Source organism: Paenibacillus sp. SZ31, from assembly GCF_012912005.1.
Lineage (GTDB): Bacteria > Bacillota > Bacilli > Paenibacillales > Paenibacillaceae > Paenibacillus.
In genome coordinates this window covers 350,231-370,710 of the sequence record NZ_JABBEA010000002.1, presented here as the reverse complement: position 1 = coordinate 370,710, position 20,480 = coordinate 350,231, and the positions used below count along the sequence as shown (strand labels likewise).

Sequence of the window (20,480 nt, the reverse complement as noted above, 5' to 3'; positions counted from 1 at the left end):
ACATGCGCCATAAATTCTGGATGTTCCGTAACGTTAATGATATTCCTCTCCGATCCAAATTTCTGCTTATTTATGTACTTAGCATACTCCTTCCGGTAATAACGATTAATATCTTCTTCTATCAACGAACCTCTGCTGACATCAAAATTCGAGAACAGGAAAATCTGCGAAAATCTATCGACAGGGCTGCCGGGGAACTGCTGGGCATGATTGATGAGAGCGTAGCTCTGAGCCGAATCATCGCAGCAGACGATTCACTCTATGAGCTACTTGATCGAACTTATCGTTCCCCTGTGGATTATTACAACGAGTACCATGCATTTCTGCGAGATAAATTAACACGTTATATGTCGGCCAATATTTTGGAGGTGCGCATCTATACCAAGAACGATACCATTCAGACCGGCAGCCATTATATCGTGATGAATGACAAGAATAATCTTCCCGGATTAAAACAGCTGAAATCTACCAGCGGCGGCATTCTGGTCGTGGACTATATTGAACCATCCGGATTTAACGCCGGAAGAAGGATCAGTGTGATTGGCAAAATGGATACCTATACCTCGTATGCGAATTATGCGAAGTATTCCAAGATTGATCTGGAAGTTAGCCGGATATATAGCATTTTAAATCGTGAATCAGACAGTCTTCAGCTGCGCCTGGTGGACAGCAACAATCGTACTGTCGTTTCAAGCGGAGAGTTCGGTGACTCCGACTTGTCCCAAACTATTGACGACGATTCGATAACCAAGGCAAGTGGAAATTCTGCTTATGCACTCGAAAAATCGTTGGGTAATCTAGCCTACCTGAAGGGCTGGAAGTTGATTGGAGTTGCCGATACGCGTCACCTTGACCATTTGCTGCAAGAAGCCCGTAATTCAATTCTGGGGTTACTCGCCATAAGCATCGTGGTTCCGTCTGTGTTAATCTACATTATTTTGCGTTCCTACCACTACCGGATACGCAAGCTCTCCAGACATATGGAGAAGGTTCGCAATGAACGTTTCGACCTGATTGAAATTCAGGAGGGCCGCGACGAAATTGGCGGACTTATTCGTACGTTCAACATCATGATTGGTAAAATCCATACGCTAATCAATGATGTGTATAAACTGGAAATCCGTCAAAAAGATTTGGAACTGGATCAGGTGAGGACCGAATTGTCCATGCTCCAAAGTCAGATGAATCCGCATTTCTTGTTTAACACATTGAATGCGCTGCTGGTCGTTAGTACGAAGAATGGATACACGGAAGTCATTGAGATTATTAAAAGTCTGTCCAAGCTGATGAGACAACTGCTCAGTCATTCTGACAATCTGATTCCGTTGCAAGAAGAGCTTCAATTTACGAACCTGTACCTCCAGATTGAGAAGTTTCGCTTTGGAGAACTGTTTGATTACACCTTCGAGGTTGATCCTGATGCAGCTTCGTTGCTCATTCCCCGCATGAGTATTCAACCGCTCGTCGAAAATGCCTGCAAACACGGCTTGCAGGCGCGAAAAAATGGAAGACAGATCAAGATAACGGCGAGTCGAAACGCTTCTGAACTGGTTATTCAGGTGATCGATAATGGAATCGGTATGGATGCAGGGAGATTAACCGAGCTCCTGCGAGATATTCGTTCTGAAAGACCCGGAAATGGCGAGCATGTAGGACTTCGAAATGTTTATCGTCGATTGGAACTCTTTTATGAAGGGAATGCGATCTTCGATCTAAGCAGTGTACCGGGTAAAGAGACCATCGCGGGGTACCGCATCCCGATCTCCAGACTGCAACAGAAGAAATAGGAGGTAAACTCTCATGTATAAAGTGCTGTTAGTCGATGATGAACCGTATGCCATTGAAGGGTTACAGCTTCTGATCAACTGGGAAAAGCATGGTTTTGAGATCAGAGGTGTATGTGCCAACGGGGAGGAAGCCATTCGCATGATGCAACAAGACCGACCGGATCTCGTGGTGACAGATATTCGTATGCCTGTCATGAATGGGCTGGAGCTGGTCGAAGAAGCACGACGTTTGGAACATGAATCCGTGCTGTTTGTCATCACGAGTGGATACAGTGACTTTAATTATGCCAGACAAGCTATTCGATTAGGTGTCTCCAACTATTTAACCAAGCCGGTTGACAGTACAGAAGCAGAGGAGATGTTGGAACGCCTCCGTCTACAGTTGCAGGAACGTGAAAAAAAGGAGCGTATTCGGGAACATGCAAAGGTGCAAAAGATCAAAGCATTTATGTCCACACTGATCAGGGATAAACAAAATATATCGGAGCAGGAGATCTCTGAGATCGTTCCTCATTTAAATAAGTCCCATTGGACTTATCTGCGGATTACTTTACAGGGAGATATTCAGGAGGCCTGTTCAGTTGCGGAACAAACGGCTGGAGGATCAACCTGTTGTTATGTAATAGACAAAACAAGAGACTCATTAGGATTTGTATGGGGGGAGGAGGCTCCTAGCAGAACCGGGAGATCTGAAGCAATTAAAGCTTTTACCCAGCGCTTATTAATCAACTTGCAAAATAACGGTTGCGAAGATATTCATATCGCTGCCGGATTAACGGTCAGCAATCTGGAACATTTGTCTGAATCCTTCCACTCCGCACAGGAAGTTGGACGTTATTTGTTTTTTAATCAAGAGTGTCTTTTGTTTGCCGAAGATATCGAGCTGGAGAAGTGGCAGTTTGATCCGGAAACCATGTCAGAGGTTGATCGTATTACCGATCTGCTTGAGAACGGATCTGTAGATGAACTCTCAAGATCCATTCGTGATGTCTTTGATCTGTTACTGCAGATGAAGGCTGCGCCAGAGATTGTACATATTTTCTGCACACACATTATGTTCCGCGGACTATCCCTATGTAAGGAATTGGGAGGAGAGCCTAATGTACTGATGAACGAATCAGCGAGCCGCATTCTGGAGAAGAGTCATCGAAATATAGAAGAGGTTGCTAGCAATCTGGAACATTTCTGTTTGCAGTGCAAATCGGAACTGTTTATTCTCCGTGAGAGGCAAGTTGGGGGCATTCAGGCCAAGGTAGCTGAATATGTGCAGATGAATTACAGGGATACCTTTACGATCCAGGAGCTCGCAGAACGATTCTACATGAATCCGGTCCACTTAGGTCAATCCTTCTTGCGCAAGTACGGCAAGGGCGTAATAGAAGTGGTGCATGACCTGCGAATGGAAGAAGCGAGGCGTCTGCTTCAGGAGACGAATCAGACATCGAGTGCGATTGCAGAACAGGTAGGGTATCGCAGTTACCAACATTTTCTCAGACACTTCGAAAAACGAACAGCCATGAAACCTTTGGAATACAGGCAAAAATTCGCGACGTGATCTGCGCAAGAAAAGAACCCCCTTGAATAAGACCTGCAATTAAAGGGGGGAGGACCTTAAATGTATATATTTTGTAACCGCATACATTTCTTCATACTAAAAACAGTAAGACATACCAATTCCAAGGAGGGCAAGTACATGGGGGGACTGAAGAAAAAGAAGCTTTGGGGTTCCGTATCACTCGTTCTGGCTTTAAGTTTGGCACTGGCAGGATGCAGTGGTGACAATGAGAAAGCGACTACACCGGATGGTAAAGAGGTATTGAACATCTCGGCCTTTATCGGAACGCCGAATCAGGCGCCAGCTAAAGATAACCGAATCTACAAGAAGATCCAGGATGAACTCGGCGTCAATCTTGAGATGGAGTTTCTGGTAGGTGATCTTCAACAGAAGCTCGGCGTTATGATTGCCGGGGGTGATTTCCCTGACTTGATCACAGCAGACACCAAATTGGTCTCAGCCGGAGCGGTCATTCCGCTGGAAGATCTGATCGAGGAGCACGCACCCAATCTGAAGAAGCATTTCGGTAAAGATTGGAACCGGATGAAAGACTCCAGTGACGGACATATTTACTGGTTGCCTAACTATGGTGTGTACACAGGAGAGTTCATTAGTAACTACTATTCTGGCCCTGCCTTCTGGATTCAGAAGTCCATACTGAAGGATGCTGGGTATCCGACGCCTAAAACGCTGGATGAATTCACACAGTTGATCCGTGACTACGCAGCCAAGAATCCGACTATTGATGGTCAACCGACGATTGGCTTTACTACACTGGCTTCTGACTGGCGGACGTTCCCATTGCTTAATCCACCAGAGCATCTTACGGGCCATCCCAATGATGGCGGTGTAGTTGTAGACGAGAATGGAGTGGCGAGTGTCTTTGCCGACAAGGACATCTCCAAACGGTATTATAAGGAACTGAACACATTGTATAATGATGGATTGCTGGATAAAGAAGCTTTTGTTCAGAACTACGATCAATACTTGGCCAAAATCTCATCAGGACGTGTGCTTAGTATGTTCGACCAGCACTGGAATTTCCAAGCCGGCGAAGACCCACTCGTAGCACAGGGGAAAATTGGCCAGACATACGTAGGCTTCCCGCTTGTCTATGATACAAGTATTACAGATCATTATCTGGATCGTCCGGTCATTAACTTGAACAATGGTTTTGGTATCAGTAAAGATGCCGAAGACCCTGTCGCACTCATCAAATTCCTCGATAAGCTTATGGACGAGAAGTACCAGAAGCTCCTGTCATGGGGTGAAGAGGGTGTAGATTATCAAGTGAATGAAGAGGGAAGATTCTATCGTACACCAGAGCAACGGACAGAGCAGGATGATCCAGCATGGAGATTGGTTAACAAAGCTGAAGGTTTCTACGCTGCTGCACCGAAGCTCGAAGGAACATTTGAAGATGGCAATGCAATTGGAGCGATCAACCAACCTGAGGAATTCTATGACAACCTCAAACCGGAAGATAAAGAACTTCTGGATGCATATGGCTTCAAAACGTGGAGTGACTTCTTCTCTCCTGCACCAGAAAATCCAGTGTACTATCCAGCATGGCAGGTCGATCTGAAAGAAGGCTCTGATGCTGCGGTAGCGAACAAGCAAATGACAGATACTTCCTTGAAATTCTTGCCTAAAGCGATCATGTCAAAACCGGATGAGTTTGATAACATTTGGACCGAATATGTAGACGCTTACAAGAAGATTAATGTGAAATCGTATGAAGATCGAATAAATGAACAATTGAAATGGAGAATCGAGAACTGGTCTGTTAAATAAAAAATGCGGCAATGATTCTCTCGGAAGGTATCAACCAAAGGATTACTCAGGAGAGTGCCTTCCGAGGACATCATGCTTAAAGTCGCTGCAAGCCAATAGGAGGAGTGAAAGATGGCGAACACGCCTGGAGCCATACCAGAGCAAACCACCCGTACAGTTGTTCCCAAAGCACCACTGTTAAAACGATTGCGTGGACAAAGACAACTCATGTTCATGTCATTGCCCATCGTTGCGTACATTCTCGTATTCTCGTATTATCCCATTTGGGGCTGGGTTATGGCCTTTCAGAATTACAGTCCTGCGAAGAGTTTCACGCAGCAGGAATGGGTCGGGCTCAAACACTTCAAGTTTTTGCTAACAGACGATGCATTTCTTAACGTGCTTCGTAATACCATTGCGATGAGCGTCATCAATATGGTGCTCGGATTTGCGACAGCAATTATATTTGCCATTTTACTTAATGAGATCAAACATAAGTTATATAAACGAACCATTCAAACGATATCGTATTTACCTCACTTTCTCTCATGGATTATTGTGACAGGAATCGTAGCAAGTTCACTATCTGTAGATGGTGGAATTGTGAATGTGGTGCTCATGAAGCTGCATATCATTCAAGAACCTATCATGTGGCTTAGCGTTCCGGAATACTTCTGGGGCATTGTAGGCGCATCCCATGTATGGAAAGAAGTTGGCTGGAATGCCATTATTTATTTGGCGGCCATCACGTCTATCGATCCTTCCCTCTATGAAGCGGCAGAGATTGATGGTGCGAACCGATATAAGAAAATGCTGTATGTGACCTTACCCGGAATCAAATCCATTGTTATCATTTTGCTGATCATGAATATGGGCTGGATTTTGGAAGCTGGATTCGAAGTTCAGTATCTGTTGGGTAATGGTGTGGTTGTGGACTGGTCACAGACGATAGATATATTTGTCCTGAAATACGGACTACAGATCGGGAACTATTCTTTGGCTACTGCGGCAGGTATCTTCAAAACAGTAGTTAGTATCACGCTGATCTTTGCGGCGAATTCAATTTCCAAACGGCTCGGGGAAGACCGATTAATATAAGGGGGACTAGAGATGGGAATCAATAAATCTCGGCTTGAACCGATTGTCTTCCATACGTTAAATGGTATACTGATGATCGCAATCGCGATTGTTACCCTGTATCCGTTTGTGAATACACTCGCCGTATCATTCAATGCCGGTAATGACACCATCCGGGGTGGGATATATCTGTGGCCTCGGGTATGGACAGATCAAAACTACAGAGCAGTATTTGCAGGAGGGACCATCTTCAGCGCCTTTGGTATATCTGTGGCGAGAACGGTTTTGGGGACAGTTTTAAGTCTATTCTTAACCTCCATGCTGGCTTACACACTAAGCCGAAAAGATTATATATTACGAAAGCCCATTACCATTACAGTTGTTCTTACGATGTATTTTAGTGCAGGTCTTATTCCAACTTACTTCCTAATGAAAGATTTGCATTTGTTAAACAACTTCCTGGTGTACATTATTCCTGGGCTAATCAGTGCCTTTAATATGATTGTTATTCGAACCTATATCCAGACACTACCCGAGGGATTGATCGAATCCGCCAAAATTGATGGTGCTGGAGATTTCATAACATTCATTTCCATTATTCTACCGCTGTGCCAACCAGTTCTGGCTACTGTTGCACTGTTTATTGCAGTCGGTCAATGGAACTCGTGGTTCGATACGTTTCTGTATGCGTCTTCCAAGCAAAATCTGAGCACGCTGCAATATGAGTTGATGAAATTACTTTCTTCTTCCATGAACTCCAACAGTAGTGCAGCTGTTGCCAATGGTGCAGATCTCGGCGCTGCGCGTAACATGGTCACACCCGTATCTATCCGGGCTGCGATTACGATTGTAGCCGCATTGCCAATCTTGGTCGTATATCCATTTTTACAAAAGTATTTTGTTCATGGCTTGCAGCTTGGCGGGGTAAAAGAGTAAACTTAGAGGCAGTTGCAAATAACTGATCAAAAACGGTCACGATGGTGACCGTTTTTTTTTATGTTTTTCAAGCTGCAGAGCATGCCATATCCATTGTACACGAATCTAATCTATTCAATAATGTTGTTGACAATTAATTTAAAGTTACTATAATTTATATTTTAATTGATTCACCAGTCAGTCTCTCAAGAACTGTGAAAAGCGCCTGACAATCCCGAACTCTTACCATTTTATTGAGGAGATTGAAGAGAAAATGAAAGTATTAATTGTGGAAGACTCCATATTCGTACAGAAATTGCTTCGAAAGCTGATTGTTGATCATATTCCAGAATGCGAGATTCAGATTGCTAGCAATGGAGAGCAAGGATATAACCTATTTCAGGAGTTTCGACCTGATTTTATAACGACCGACCTGCTGATGCCTGGCTTGAACGGACAAGAAATGCTGCGTATGATTCGAGAAACGGATAGCAAAGTCAAGATTATTATCTTATCTGCAGATATTCAGAAGACGACTCGGGATGAAGTAGAGAATCTGGGGATCTCCGGATTTTTGAATAAACCGTTAACAGCGGAAAAAGCAACTACATTAATTCAAATGATTCGGACGGCCTATTATGCTGAATGATATGCAGAAGGATCTGCTTACCGAACTTGTGAACGTTTACGTGGGACAAGCGGCTAACATGTTGTCAGAGATTGTAGACAAACGTATCGTTTTGAATATTCCGGAAGTGGAACTGATCTCTATATCAGATGTTGATCCTGGAGATCGAAGATACAACATTTTCTTCAGTGAAGGTCACCTGTTCAGATCGTCTTTACAGTTTGGCTACGAATTTCAGGGAAAAGCATTTCTGATGTTTCCTGTTGAGCAGGCTAAAGTGTTGGCCAATATCTGCCTTGGAGAACTGGGTGAGACCATTATACCGGATGATCCGAGCTTGATGGATACCGATCTGGACGTGCTAAAAGAAGTTAGTAATGTGCTGCTTAATGCCATTATTGGAGAATTCGGAAATTTCCTGGAGATCAAACTGGAATATGTACTGCCTGATATTGAGCTAATCTATGTTACCAATTCAGATCAACAAATACTGTTGCAGAATGAAGTGTATGTGCTGGTGCTGCACACATCGTTTTTACTTGCCGATACCGATGTGACAGGCATTATTGTTATAGCGCTAAGTATGAACTCCATATCGAGCCTGTTGGCCAAAATGGACGCTTTGCTGGAGGCAGACCATGGGTAATCTCGTATCCCAAGCTTTGAACAAAGCCAATATGGGAATTATGATTGTCGATAGACACCTGAAAGTTGTGGTGTGGAATGGCTGGTTGGAACGCCTTACTGGCAAGAGTAGGGAAGAAGTCGTTGGCCAGAATCTGCTTGAAGTGTGTCCACGCTTTAAGTCCAATGTTTACCTGAATATTTTGCAAAATGCGCTGTATCATGGTCAGAGCAGGTTTTGCTCAAGCGCTTTACATAAAGCGTTTATTCTCCCTAATGAAGGCGAGGATGAACATTTAATCAGACAAAATATGCATGTTGAACCGCTCTATCAGGAAGATCGCTGTTATGCCCTAATTCAGATTACTGATATGACAAACATGAACACCCGGGTATATAAACTTAAAAACCTGATTAAGGAGCTTGAGACCGAGTACACCAAAATCAAAATTTCCGAGAAGATCAGCAAGCATATGTCCCTGCATGATCCACTTACCGGTCTGCCTAATCGTCTTGCTTATAATGACCGTCTTGCATGGGCCATCAGCAATGCTCAAAGAAGTGATAGCAAGCTTGCTGTCATGTTTGTGGATGCTGACGGATTCAAACAAGTGAATGATACATATGGACACGATGTTGGTGATCAAGTGTTGCTGGAGATGGCCAAGCGATTAAGCGAAACGATTCCAACGACAGACACTGTGGCGCGGCTTGGCGGGGATGAGTTCATCATATTAAGCCACCTGAAGGAAGATCACGATGCTGAAATCATCGCCAAACAATTGGAAGCGGCATTCAGTACCCATTTCAAGATTGCCGGAAATTATATCAACCTTTCGATCAGTATTGGCATAAGCCTTTTTCCAAAGCATGGACAGGAACCTTCCGAACTTTTGAGACATGCGGATCGAGCCATGTACAAGATTAAGAAGAACGGAAAGAACGGATACGGGATCTTTGAACCAGAAAGTAATGAATAAACATAAATATGTCATTTCTTAAAGTTGCTGCATAGCAACTTTATTTGTCTATACAATTAACATAAGAAAAAATACGTTTTCTCCTAAACTGAAAAGCGCCTGGTCCTTTGTATTTCAAAGGGCAGGTGCTTTTTTGTATGCAATTCCTGTTCAACGAAAAAAAATCTAAGGAGCAGTGTGAGTTTTGATCATAATCTACGATTTTTGTAATCGATATCAATCGTTTATTTCCGCCATTTATTCGACATATAACGTGGTTAACAGCCATTATATGACATTGACATAAAGACTTATCGTTTGATAGGATCAATTAAATTTTACAATTCATACAAGAATACTTGGTTATAGAAGGGCGGTTAAATCTACATGCAGCAATCCCCATCCGAGACACCATGTTTTGCGGCAACTCATTATGTTTTTGACAATTTGGAGGAGGCCTTCGCACAGCAACCTGTCGCGACCGTATCCCGAATCAACGAAACTTACGAGGAGCAATCAATCATCTTGTTTCTTGTTAAGGGTTATGAGACTGGACCGACCGTATGGATTCAGGCCGCGTTACATGGGGATGAACATGATGGAATTGTAGCTTGTGCCAGATTGTTGGCAGATATCTCGCCAGAAGAGCTGCGTGGGAATCTGATAGTATGTCCTGTCACTAACCCTACGGCCTTGCTCGCAGGGACCAACGCCAGTCCGCTGGATGGTGTCAACCTGAATCGGGTTTTTGGTCAAAATGTTGACCCAGCGTCATACTCCAGTCGTTATGGTCAGTGGCTGGCTGATCACATTACAAAACATGCCGACTTTTTGATTGATCTGCATGGGGGAGGTCGCTGGCTTGATGTATGTCCGTTCGCAATGGTTGCCAGTGATCACGATGGCGCGTTCAATCGTAGCATGGCTGCGCTAAGCCAGGTACCCCTGACAGCAACGTTCATCTGTCACGATGAGGCCAAAGGCATGCTTATCAACGAGGTTTGCAAAAATGGCATCCCGGCAGTACTGCTGGAGAGCGGAGGTGGCAACCGTTGGACAGACACCGCCGTTCATGCGCACTTTCATAATATTCGCTTGATTCTGGATCAACTCGGCGCATATACAGCCGATCCGCAACAGAAAGAGAGCGAAACCTATCGAGCAAACTGCAAACCATTACAGATTAGAGAGATTGCTGAATTGAGGTTCTTGAAGAGTGGTATTCTGACATTCAGCCGGCAAGCCGGGGATATCGTCAGACAGGGTGAAGAACTGATCCGCGTATTGTCATACCCGGAACTAGAAGAGCATTCTATAATCTGTCCTATTGCACATGGTGTCATTTTATCCATCCATGCAGCATCGACCGTCCACAACGGCGGTTATGCGGTCATGCTGGGCAAATTAACATAAATTAAACAAACGGGGGTTTACATCATGAAAAAGAGCAAATTTCTCCTGAGCCTTACCTTATTGGCTGTAATTGCCGCAGGCTGCTCAACCACAAGCAAATCGGGGAGCGAACCAGATGTCGCCGGTGAAACACCAGCACAAAAGCTGGAGATCACAATTGCGCGGGCATTCGACGTTAACGGTCTTGATCCTGGATTTCTCACCGAAAATGCACAAGTCGTGGATAACATCTTCGATACACTCGTCAAGCGGGACGAGAATGAACAGCTCGTGCCAGGACTTGCAACAAGCTGGAGCCAAGTCGATGACACCACGTGGGAATTCAAACTACGGGAAGGTGTAACGTTCACCAACGGTGAGCCGTTTAACGCCGATGCGGTTAAATATTCACTTGATCGCGTTCTTGATCCGGCGAACAATGCACCGACTGCCAGTTATGTTTCCACAATCAAAGAAGTGAACGTGGTGAATGAACATACGATTAACGTCGTGACGAAGAAGCCTGATCCACTCGTACCTACGCGTTTTAACCGTTATCCAACTGAGATTGTGCCTCCAAAATATGCCGAAGAAGTCGGACAAGAGCAGTTTGCTCAAAAACCGGTCGGCACAGGTCCATACAAGTTCGTAAGTTGGGACAAAGGCAGCAACGTTGTTCTAGAAGCTAATGCTGATTACTGGGGCGGAGAACCTGCTGTTAAAAAGGTAACTTTCCGTTCCATCCCTGAGGCTTCCACACGTGTAAGTGCACTGCTGAATAATGAGGTAGATCTTATCACAGCCGTATCACCGGAAGATCGCGAGAAGATTGATTCTTCATCTACAGCGCGTCTGTCCACTGTGGAACGAGCAGGCAACACCGTCTATGTCGGCTTCAAAACCGATGTGAAACCTTTTGATGATCCAAAAGTAAGACAAGCACTGAACTATGCAATCGACGTGAAATCCATCGTGGACAAAGTGCTTCAGGGTGCTGCTGTTCAGACCAACAGCTTGATCGGTCCGAAAGACTTCGGATACGCTGGCGAGCCTGAAGGTTACGGGTACGATCCAGAGAAAGCGAAGCAACTGCTGGCTGAAGCAGGATACCCAGATGGTTTTTCCGCAACGCTGGATACGGTAGGCTGGTACATTAAAAACACAGATGTAGCACAAGTCATTGCAGAACAACTCAAAGCCGTTGGTGTGACCATCAAAGTCAACAATGTGGAAAGTTCGGTATATCGCACGCTTGTACCTGCAGGTAAGCAATCCGACATGTACGTTCTTGGCTGGAGCAGCACCAACACACTGGATGCAGATGCGGCGATCTATGCGATCCTTCGTTCCGGGGAGTCTTACTCGACATACGCGAACCCAGACGTGGACGCAAAGCTGGATGAGGCACGGTCCGTTACAGACGAGAATAAGCGTAAACAACTTTACCAGGAAATTCAGGATGAAGTGTTGAAAGATGCACCACGTGTCTTCCTGTACCAGGAGAACCAGTATTATGGCGTGGCAGATCGTTTGAAATGGGACGGTCGCGTAGACGGCTCCATTCCGGTATCTACCATTGCAGCTAGTAACGAGTAAATCGGAAGCGTCAACGGTGTTTGGCCAAGTCCGGATGGGAGTGTTAACCATTGAAGCATTACGTGCTGAAACGTTTGGGACAATCGGTACTTGCAGTCCTCGGCGCGGCAACCCTTGTATTTTTCATTATCCGGTTGTCGGGTGATCCCGCACGCCTGATGCTTCCACCCGAAGCCAGTGAAGAACAGGTGACCGCCCTTCGGGAGAGCCTTGGCTTTAATCAGCCCCTCTGGATGCAGTACATTGATTATCTGAAAAACCTGTTTGCTGGTGATCTGGGTAATTCCCTATATTACAAGGAATCCGCGCTGAAACTGGTGCTGGAACGCATGCCCGCAACCATTGATCTTGCCATGTTCGCCATCATTATTGCGATCACTGTCGGACTGCTTGCAGGTATCGTGTCGGCGTACAAGAAAAACAGCTGGATTGACTATGTGGTCAATACCTGGATTTTCTTAACCCAATCGCTACCGGTATTCTGGATCGGGATCGTGTTGATTATGATCTTCGCTGTTAACCTTCACTGGTTGCCGACTTCAGGCAACCGGGGGTTGGAATCAATTATATTACCAGCGTTGACTCTGGCAGCATACCCAATCGCACCCATTGCTCGAACCATGCGAGCATCACTCATTGAAGTCATGGATAAGGGCTATATGATCACAAGTCAGGCCCAAGGCTTCTCCAAACCAAGCCGGATTTTGAAACGCGGACTCAAAAACGCGTTTCTTCCGGTCATTACCGTCATCAGTCTGGAATTCGGGGTCATGATCGCTGGTGCAGTCGTGACGGAAACGATTTTTTCCTGGCCGGGTGTAGGACAACTGATTATCCAAGGTGTCAGCAACCGCGATTTCCCACTAGTGCAGGCAAGTATTCTTGTCATTAGTGTCATCTATATTGCCATTACATTGGTGACGGATCTGATATACCACCGCATTGATCCTAGAATCAAAGTGCACTAAACGAAGAGGGGGATATCCATGAAAAAACGATCTTTGCTCCGCGCCAATGCCAAGGGCATTGCCAGCATAGGTTCGTTAACCGTCATCTTTGCGCTGACGGTGTTTGCCCCGCTGTTCGCACCGTTTGATCCGTACAAGCAATCGTTGCAAGATATTCTCATTTCTCCACTGAGCTCTTACAGTGCAGGTGGAGGAACGAGCCTGCTGGGGACCGATCAGTTGGGCAGGGATGTGCTCAGCAGATTGCTGTATGGTGGCAGGCTGTCGCTCTGGATCAGTATCATCGCTGTAGTGATTTCCGGTGTGCTGGGTAGCGTGATCGGTATCGTTGCTGGATATTTCGGAGGTAAAACCGACGCGATATTAATGCGTCTTGCGGACATTCAGATGTCTATTCCAAGCATGTTGCTGGCCATCGTTATGGTGGCCGTGCTCGGATCGGGGTTGACCAATATTGTCATCGTACTTGCAGTGACAGGCTGGGTGACATTTGCTCGCGTCGTTCGTAGTCAAGTACTGTCACTGAAAGAATTGGAGTATGTCGAAGCGGCTAAAGCGATGGGCGTGCCGAGTATCAACATCATGGCGAAGCACATCTTGCCGAACACACTATACACCATTGCGACGCAGGCGGCCTTACAGATGTCACATATGATCCTGCTCGCGGCAGCATTGAGCTTTCTGGGGCTAGGCATCGATGTATCCACGCCTTCCTGGGGCGGTATGGTCAATGATGGCAAAAGTTATATCAGCTCGGCATGGTGGTTATCCACGATTCCTGGTCTGGCCATTGCATTAGTTATCATGACCATTAACTTGTTCGGGGATTGGCTTAGGGACAGAGCTGAGTTACGATGAACGAGGGATTGATGTCCACGGACAGAAAAAATGGTTGAATCATCACAGAAAGGAGGCTGGAGAGCGTGTACTTTATATCGCGAGAACGCATCGAACAGAGCGGCATTGCAGATCCCATCGTTACGCAGCGTCTGATCGAGCGAACCTTCCGACAGAAGGCGCAGGGAACAGCTGTTAGTGCCCAAGAGGTTGCGCTGGCTGCCGGAGCCAGAGAAGCGGGAGCATTCTATTCCTTGCCTGCGTATCTGGCAGAAGAGGGAGTTGCTGGCCTCAAATGGACTTCACATGTGCCACAACCGGACCACGGCTTGCCATATACCCACCCGGTCGTCTTGCTTAATGATCTGGCAACGGGAAGACCCCTTGCCATTCTGGAGGGAGAGTTGATCAGCGGTCTGCGCACAGGTGCGGTCTCCGCTACAGCCATCAGAACCTTGGCTGGATCGCGTGCATCATCGCTACTTGTCTGCGGCTCGGGTTATCAGGCCGGTCACCAGCTTCGCAGTATCGTACCGTTCATGCCTGAACTGAAGGAAGTTCACGTGTGGAGTCGAACGCCTCTACATGCAGAGCAACTGGTGGAACAACACACAGGTATACTCAGAGAGCGAGGCATTCAAGCCCGTGTACACGTGTCTTTGCCAGATCATCTTGATTTCGCAGAGGTCGTGGTCGGTGCCACGGCAGCATCTGAACCTTATCTGCGTGCGGAACATTTTGTTCGGGGGCATCTGTACCTTCATGTCGGTATGCGCGATATTGATTCGGAAGCTATTCAGTCATTTGATGATATCGTGTGTGATGATTACGAAGCTGGTGTTCCATCCAGCAGCCAGTCATTGTTCGGTCTTGCACGTAAGTCACCTGATATTGTCCGGAAGGTGACTTTGCTGGAAACTCTTTTAGCCCAGCCAGATCAAGCAAAACAACAGCATCCAAGTCGCAAAACCATGTTTAACGCGTTCGGATTATCCATATTCGATCTTGTGCTTGCCAACGAAGCGTTGAAACGGCTGATGGAGTCAGCGGGAGAACACTTGGAGCAATTCGATCTTAGCAAGGAGAGAAAGATATGACAGAACCAAAACTCCTGCGCATGGAAGAATTAGGTGTTCGATTTACCAAAGGGGATCAGCACACCGATGTGCTCCATAAGATATCTTTTGACATTCATGAAGGCGAGATACTGTGTCTTGTCGGCGAGTCTGGCAGCGGCAAAAGTGTTGCCGCCAAATCGATTATGCAACTGTTGCCACGACCTACCGCGGAATATACTCACGGACATATCTGGTTCGACGGTCAAGATTTGCTGACATTAAATGAGAAACAGATGGAGAGTATTCGAGGTAAACGAATCGCCATGGTGTTCCAGGATGCCTTGAGTGCACTGAATCCGGTCTATACGATTGGAACGCAGATGGTGGATGTGATTCGCCTGCATGCCCCTAAGCGGATCAGTAAAAAGAATGCGCTTGAAGAAGCAAAATCATGGCTGACTCAAGTGGAAATCCGGAATGTAGGCGAGGTCGTGAAGCAATATCCGTTTCAACTATCTGGTGGCATGCGGCAGCGTGTGATGATTGCGATGGCCTTGTCATCACGACCAGATCTGTTGCTTGCTGACGAGCCGACCACAGCGCTGGATGTAACGGTGCAAGCACAGATTTTACGACTGATCCAAAAACTGAAGAAACAATACGGTATGACCGTACTGTTCATCACCCACGACCTTGGTGTTGTTCACGAGATTGCTGATCGGGTTATCGTCATGAGGCACGGGAATCTTGTGGAAGAGGGTACAAAGGAAGATATATTCCAACGTCCTGAACATCCGTACACAAAGCAGTTGTTAAACAGCATGCCTCGCATTTATTTTGAGGGGGTGGAATCATGAACAAACCCCTACTGGAGGCACAGGGACTGAATAAAGTATATCGCACGCGGAGCGGCACCGATTTTGCGGCTGTTCGTGATGTATCCTTTCATCTTCGGCAAGGGGAGACGTTGGGCATTGTTGGCGAATCCGGAAGTGGCAAAACAACAGTTGCGAAAATGGTCGCTGGCATGATTCCTCTCACATCAGGCACGATTGCCTTGGGGGACAAATCCTTGAGCGGGACGAAGCGTATTCGCTCCGACAGACGCAGCATCCAGTACGTTTTCCAGGACCCGGTGTCCTCCCTGAACCCAAGATGGAGGATCAGAGATATTGTGGCTGAACCACTGAAGCTGTACTTTCAACTGAGTCCTAAAGCGATCGACAGCCGTGTTGATGCGTTGCTGGACGATGTAGGACTGCCAAGGGAGTACAGAACCCGTTATCCTGGAGAACTGTCCGGTGGGCAATGTCAACGGGTGGGGATCGCCAGGGCCCTTGCAGCGGAACCAGCTGTCATCGTCTGTGATGAGCCGACTTCGGCGCTGGACATGACGATTCAGGCTCAAATTTTGGATTTGTTGAAAACTCTCCAGCAGCAGAAAGGACTTTCCTATCTGTTTATCGCCCACGGACTTGAAGTAATCTATAGCATTTCGCACCGCGTAATGGTCATGAAAGATGGACAAATCGTGGAAGAGGGCGAGACCAAACGTATTTTCCATGAGCCACAGCATGATTATACACGGACGCTGATTCAGGCGATCCCACGAATCGAGATTCCTCGTTTCGAATAAGTATCCACATGATCGTACAATTCATAACATTTAATCGAATAAGAGGAGGAACCCCAATATGAGCAGTGTCGTACCTGCATTACAATATGAAGAGATGACTCAGGAAGCCAAGAATTTCGTTGATGAGCGGATCAAAAGTGGCAGTCGTGTAACCAATATGGTAAAAACGCTGCTGTATTCCATGCCGTCCTTCGATGCAATGGAATTTTATCCCGTGCGCAATGAATTACAAAAGATTATTGGAAGCCGCGCCATTTATTTCTACTGTTATGCCATTTCTACTGAAAATGATTGTCTGGTTTGCTCCACGTACCACGCCAAGCTTCTACGGGATCTGAATATCAGTTTTAATGAGTTCGAGTTCACTGAAATTGAACAGGTGCTGATCGATTACGGTCGTGGGCTGGTTAACAACGCAAACACCATCGATGAATCCATATACGACAGATTAAGAAGTCAGTTCACATCGGAAGAGATCGTACTCATCACCACGGTCGGATGCAAAATGATCGCTTCCAACATCTTCAACGAAGCCTTGAAGGTCGATCTGGATGAGTATCTGTTCGAAGTGGAATTCGACAAAAACATACTTCCTGCCAAGTCCTGATTCACTTAGAACCACCTCATTCAACCGGAAACGGTAATGAGGTGGTTTTGCTTATACTGGATACTGTTTTACTTGGGGCAAAACGATTTAGAAATCGGTTGAATATCGATGTAACTGCTCCATATCCAACACCTTTATTGTTCTATTTTCCTTAATGATGATCTGCTCCTGGGCTAAATCGCTTAACAATCTTCTAATATGTCGATCGGAGATTCCCATCATGCTTGAAATATCTTTCATGACAAAAGGAATCGTTGCTGATTCAAATTTCTCCGAGGTTTGCAGAATATATTTACACAGTTTATTTTTTGCAGGATATAACAATGACCTTGCATTTTTTACTGAAGACTTCATGAGTTTATCCGTGAGAACCGTACACATATGCGATAAAAAAGTGACTGATTTGGTCAAGTGCGAATGTACAATCTGCAAAGGGATCAGTAGAATGGTTGACGGTACAACAGCGACAGCAGTATGAAGATAATTGCATTGTTGAAAAAATTCCAAGTCACCCAACACTCCGTTTTTTTCTACATAATCGACAACGGCTACGTTTCCTTGATCAGAATAATTGTGAATGGCAACCCTGCCTTCAATTACGATATAAAAGTACTGCAATTCGTTGCCTGAGACGACAACCGTCTCGTTTTTCTTATACATTTTCACTTGCAGATTGGTCAAAGCTTCATCGGTAATGATTTCCTGTAAATTTGCTTTGAGGACCGCTGCTGTGATATCAGGGTTGACTTTTATGGGCATAACACGTGAGGACTCCTTTACTAACTATTTTAGATCAACCATTTTCTCCCGATCATCATACACAAAGTAATTATTTGATGTACTCTCCAAAAGGCGGACATTTGTCCTTATTGACAGTCCTTTTTAAATATTATACTTACCTCGAATTATAAAACAACGGAGTGGTACATAGGGGGAACTTATGATGAACAGTATTATTGATGATCAAAGTTTGGCTAGTGCGGGGTTAGTGAGAATGCAGTGGTTTAGAGAGAGAATGCCTTTGATCACAGAAGTGAATCAATTGTTTCAAGAGCAGCAAGTCCTTAAAGGAATGACTATCGCGATCAGTATGCATATTGAGCCCAAAACGGGATTCTGGGTAGAGGGTCTTCTAGCGAGTGGGGCTGCACATATCTATTTGGTCGGGTGTCTTGGAACAACGAAGAAGGATACCGCAGCATACCTGGCATCACTACCTAATGTCACGGTTTTAGCGAAAGAAGGAGATCGTTATGACGATCACAAACGTTACCTACAGATGGTCATGGAACATAAAATCGATCTCTTCCTCGACAATGGTGCAAGCCTGATTCTTGCTCACGATGAACTGAAACCTGATTGGAACCCAATTGGTGCAAACGAAGAGACACGTACAGGAAGGTTGCTGATTGAGAAGAGTGGGGTACAGCCTGATTATCCCGTTATCGTGATTGATGACTCGCCCTTGAAGCAGACTTTTGAGAACGCGCTGGGTGTTGGACAGTCTGTTGTAGATGGTTTCATGCGCACAACCAGTCTTCTCGTTGGAGGGAAAAAGGTTCTTGTTGTGGGATACGGATATTGCGGTAGCGGCATTGCTAAAAAGTTCCGGGGATTAGGTGCGATTACGTTAGTCTATGACATGAATCCTGTTAATCTCTTAAATGCAAAAACAGACGGGCATTGGGTTGGGGAACTGCACGAATTAATCCCCGAAGCGGATGTGATCATTACGGCAACTGGATCTTTTAATGTCATAACCGAGCAGCATATCCCTTACTTCAAAGAAAAAGTTATTCTTGCAAACTCAGGGCACTACGGTTTTGAAATCAATGTGGAAGAAATCAAGCAAGCTTCTCAATCCGTTGAAGTCGTGAAAGAAGGTATCGAACGAATCACGTTTGCAGAGAAAAGTATCTATTTGCTTCATCATGCAAACCCTCTTAATTTGGCAGGAGCTGACGGTAATCCCATTGAGATTATGGACATGGGATTTGCACTGATATCCTATTCTGCCTATCGCATTATTACGAATGCGGAATCACTGCAACATGGGTTGCAACCCGTACCGAAAGATATTGATAGTCAAGTTAGTAAGCTATTTATGAACTCTATTCAATAGAGTTAGTATGTTAATTTTATTTTTGGTGTTGTTTTACTATGAAGCGCAGGGGTGTGAAGACGAGCGATGAGTCGGTGGCTCCTGATGGGAAGCAAGCTAATATTAAACCATAGGATTAATGTTGGTACCACAATATTGGCCCAATTGAGAGCCGCTAAATTAGCGGCTTTTTTGGATTTTATTAAATTAGGAGAAAGACATATCGTCCCCTTAACAAATATATCTAATAGGGAACCCTATTATTTGCTTATGCTGGCTGAGAATACATATTTTATGAAGGGTTACGTGTTTTGAACACTTTGAAGAAAATTGAACTGTATAGGTATGCCCTCACCATAGGGATCAGATATGAAACGTAAGACCAGAAGATATTCCATCCATTAAAATACCACACTTTTCCGTACTCTTTTGCGATCCACTCAACAATAGTCAACATGAGAGCTGATACAAATACGGCTATCCATGGATGTGCTCAATACGCCAAAAGTAATTAAAACCAATATTATTGAATACGGTGGATGTTGACGTTGTATTCTAAGCTTACGTTGTCTCACCGTATTCTCTACCGTAGTCCGCCATCTTTTCAAGGATCGGAAGTAATTTGATTCCCTTGTCTGTTAATGAGTACTCGACGCGTGGAGGAACTTCCGGATAGACATCCCGTTGAATAACGCCATCATTCTCCAATTCTTTAAGCTGCTTTGTAAGAGAGCCTTGAGAGAGATCTCCAAGGAATTTTTTGATATCCGTATAACGGCGTGTTTCGTCTTTTAAATACCATAATATAAAATATTTCCATCGTCCGGAAAGGACATTCTGAGTAAACGCTATGGCGTACATGTCACTTTTTCCATCTATAAAGTCTTGATCAAATCCTTCGTTACATACTCTCATTCATATCACTCCTGATCCAAAGGTACAAAAAGATGTACTATGTTCATTTAAA

The 20,480-nt window shown here is 45.2% G+C and carries 19 protein-coding genes; 17 read left to right on the top strand and 2 right to left on the bottom strand.

Features of this window, described 5'->3' with window-relative positions:
• The first annotated feature begins 2 nt into the window (after positions 1-2).
• From HF638_RS06285 to HF638_RS06210, 16 genes are all read left to right on the top strand, one after another.
• The gene (locus HF638_RS06285; protein WP_169479428.1) at positions 3-1,787 is read left to right on the top strand and encodes a sensor histidine kinase; all 1,785 of its coding nucleotides are present in this window, start codon (positions 3-5) and stop codon (positions 1,785-1,787) included.
• A gap of 13 nt (positions 1,788-1,800) precedes the next feature.
• Entirely contained in the window at positions 1,801-3,342 is a 1,542-nt protein-coding gene (locus HF638_RS06280) for a response regulator (RefSeq protein ID WP_169479427.1), read from the top strand.
• A gap of 138 nt (positions 3,343-3,480) precedes the next feature.
• On the top strand, positions 3,481-5,136 hold the full coding sequence (locus tag HF638_RS06275; RefSeq protein ID WP_169479426.1) for an ABC transporter substrate-binding protein: 1,656 nt from the start codon (positions 3,481-3,483) through the stop codon (positions 5,134-5,136).
• 111 nt (positions 5,137-5,247) lie between these two features.
• Positions 5,248-6,213, top strand: coding sequence for an ABC transporter permease (locus HF638_RS06270; protein ID WP_017688458.1), 966 nt, complete (start codon positions 5,248-5,250; stop codon positions 6,211-6,213).
• Positions 6,214-6,225: 12 nt separating this feature from the next.
• Positions 6,226-7,128 (top strand): carbohydrate ABC transporter permease, encoded by a 903-nt coding sequence (locus HF638_RS06265; protein ID WP_169479425.1) that lies wholly within the window; start codon positions 6,226-6,228, stop codon positions 7,126-7,128.
• A 253-nt stretch (positions 7,129-7,381) separates the two neighbouring features.
• Entirely contained in the window at positions 7,382-7,756 is a 375-nt protein-coding gene (locus HF638_RS06260; protein WP_169479424.1) for a response regulator transcription factor, read from the top strand.
• Positions 7,746-8,381, top strand: coding sequence for a chemotaxis protein CheC (locus HF638_RS06255; protein ID WP_169479423.1), 636 nt, complete (start codon positions 7,746-7,748; stop codon positions 8,379-8,381). Before HF638_RS06260 ends, HF638_RS06255 begins: the two co-directional genes overlap by 11 nt.
• Positions 8,374-9,339, top strand: a complete 966-nt coding sequence (locus HF638_RS06250) for a diguanylate cyclase domain-containing protein (protein WP_169479422.1) — start codon at positions 8,374-8,376, stop codon at positions 9,337-9,339. Before HF638_RS06255 ends, HF638_RS06250 begins: the two co-directional genes overlap by 8 nt.
• A 366-nt stretch (positions 9,340-9,705) precedes the next feature.
• A complete protein-coding gene (locus HF638_RS06245) occupies positions 9,706-10,731 on the top strand; it encodes a M14 family metallopeptidase (protein WP_169479421.1) in 1,026 nt (341 codons plus the stop codon).
• A 24-nt stretch (positions 10,732-10,755) separates the two neighbouring features.
• Positions 10,756-12,306 carry an ABC transporter substrate-binding protein gene (locus tag HF638_RS06240; RefSeq protein ID WP_169479420.1) on the top strand — a complete coding sequence of 517 codons (1,551 nt, stop codon included), beginning with the start codon at positions 10,756-10,758 and terminating at the stop codon, positions 12,304-12,306.
• A gap of 50 nt (positions 12,307-12,356) precedes the next feature.
• The gene (locus HF638_RS06235; RefSeq protein ID WP_169479419.1) at positions 12,357-13,274 is read left to right on the top strand and encodes an ABC transporter permease; all 918 of its coding nucleotides are present in this window, start codon (positions 12,357-12,359) and stop codon (positions 13,272-13,274) included.
• Positions 13,275-13,292: 18 nt separating this feature from the next.
• Positions 13,293-14,132 carry an ABC transporter permease gene (locus HF638_RS06230; RefSeq protein WP_169479418.1) on the top strand — a complete coding sequence of 280 codons (840 nt, stop codon included), beginning with the start codon at positions 13,293-13,295 and terminating at the stop codon, positions 14,130-14,132.
• A 65-nt stretch (positions 14,133-14,197) separates the two neighbouring features.
• A complete protein-coding gene (locus HF638_RS06225; RefSeq protein WP_169479417.1) occupies positions 14,198-15,208 on the top strand; it encodes an ornithine cyclodeaminase family protein in 1,011 nt (336 codons plus the stop codon).
• On the top strand, positions 15,205-16,026 hold the full coding sequence (locus HF638_RS06220; protein WP_169479416.1) for an ABC transporter ATP-binding protein: 822 nt from the start codon (positions 15,205-15,207) through the stop codon (positions 16,024-16,026). Before HF638_RS06225 ends, HF638_RS06220 begins: the two co-directional genes overlap by 4 nt.
• Positions 16,023-16,805: an ABC transporter ATP-binding protein gene (locus tag HF638_RS06215; protein ID WP_169479415.1), complete on the top strand. Its 783-nt coding sequence runs from the start codon at positions 16,023-16,025 to the stop codon at positions 16,803-16,805. Before HF638_RS06220 ends, HF638_RS06215 begins: the two co-directional genes overlap by 4 nt.
• Positions 16,806-16,863: 58 nt before the next feature.
• Entirely contained in the window at positions 16,864-17,412 is a 549-nt protein-coding gene (locus HF638_RS06210; RefSeq protein WP_169479414.1) for a carboxymuconolactone decarboxylase family protein, read from the top strand.
• Positions 17,413-17,499: 87 nt separating this feature from the next.
• Here the strand turns inward: HF638_RS06210 and HF638_RS06205 are convergent, their stop codons facing one another.
• Complete coding sequence (locus HF638_RS06205) at positions 17,500-18,171, bottom strand: Crp/Fnr family transcriptional regulator (RefSeq protein ID WP_169479413.1); 672 nt, start codon at positions 18,169-18,171, stop codon at positions 17,500-17,502.
• A gap of 181 nt (positions 18,172-18,352) precedes the next feature.
• Between HF638_RS06205 and HF638_RS06200 the strand changes: the two genes are divergently transcribed.
• The gene (locus HF638_RS06200) at positions 18,353-19,534 is read left to right on the top strand and encodes an adenosylhomocysteinase (RefSeq protein WP_169479412.1); all 1,182 of its coding nucleotides are present in this window, start codon (positions 18,353-18,355) and stop codon (positions 19,532-19,534) included.
• Between the two features lie 540 nt (positions 19,535-20,074).
• Here HF638_RS06200 and HF638_RS06195 read toward each other — a convergent pair.
• Positions 20,075-20,428, bottom strand: a complete 354-nt coding sequence (locus HF638_RS06195) for a winged helix-turn-helix transcriptional regulator (protein WP_169479411.1) — start codon at positions 20,426-20,428, stop codon at positions 20,075-20,077.
• Between the last annotated feature and the right edge of the window lie 52 nt (positions 20,429-20,480).

Coding starts and splice junctions, on each gene's coding strand:
- HF638_RS06285 (WP_169479428.1), top strand. CDS start 3: ATGCGCCATAAATTCTGGATGTTCCGTAACGTTAATGATATTCCTCTC.
- HF638_RS06280 (WP_169479427.1), top strand. CDS start 1,801: ATGTATAAAGTGCTGTTAGTCGATGATGAACCGTATGCCATTGAAGGG.
- HF638_RS06275 (WP_169479426.1), top strand. CDS start 3,481: ATGGGGGGACTGAAGAAAAAGAAGCTTTGGGGTTCCGTATCACTCGTT.
- HF638_RS06270 (WP_017688458.1), top strand. CDS start 5,248: ATGGCGAACACGCCTGGAGCCATACCAGAGCAAACCACCCGTACAGTT.
- HF638_RS06265 (WP_169479425.1), top strand. CDS start 6,226: ATGGGAATCAATAAATCTCGGCTTGAACCGATTGTCTTCCATACGTTA.
- HF638_RS06260 (WP_169479424.1), top strand. CDS start 7,382: ATGAAAGTATTAATTGTGGAAGACTCCATATTCGTACAGAAATTGCTT.
- HF638_RS06255 (WP_169479423.1), top strand. CDS start 7,746: ATGCTGAATGATATGCAGAAGGATCTGCTTACCGAACTTGTGAACGTT.
- HF638_RS06250 (WP_169479422.1), top strand. CDS start 8,374: ATGGGTAATCTCGTATCCCAAGCTTTGAACAAAGCCAATATGGGAATT.
- HF638_RS06245 (WP_169479421.1), top strand. CDS start 9,706: ATGCAGCAATCCCCATCCGAGACACCATGTTTTGCGGCAACTCATTAT.
- HF638_RS06240 (WP_169479420.1), top strand. CDS start 10,756: ATGAAAAAGAGCAAATTTCTCCTGAGCCTTACCTTATTGGCTGTAATT.
- HF638_RS06230 (WP_169479418.1), top strand. CDS start 13,293: ATGAAAAAACGATCTTTGCTCCGCGCCAATGCCAAGGGCATTGCCAGC.
- HF638_RS06220 (WP_169479416.1), top strand. CDS start 15,205: ATGACAGAACCAAAACTCCTGCGCATGGAAGAATTAGGTGTTCGATTT.
- HF638_RS06215 (WP_169479415.1), top strand. CDS start 16,023: ATGAACAAACCCCTACTGGAGGCACAGGGACTGAATAAAGTATATCGC.
- HF638_RS06210 (WP_169479414.1), top strand. CDS start 16,864: ATGAGCAGTGTCGTACCTGCATTACAATATGAAGAGATGACTCAGGAA.
- HF638_RS06205 (WP_169479413.1), bottom strand. CDS start 18,171: ATGCCCATAAAAGTCAACCCTGATATCACAGCAGCGGTCCTCAAAGCA.
- HF638_RS06200 (WP_169479412.1), top strand. CDS start 18,353: ATGATGAACAGTATTATTGATGATCAAAGTTTGGCTAGTGCGGGGTTA.
- HF638_RS06195 (WP_169479411.1), bottom strand. CDS start 20,428: ATGAGAGTATGTAACGAAGGATTTGATCAAGACTTTATAGATGGAAAA.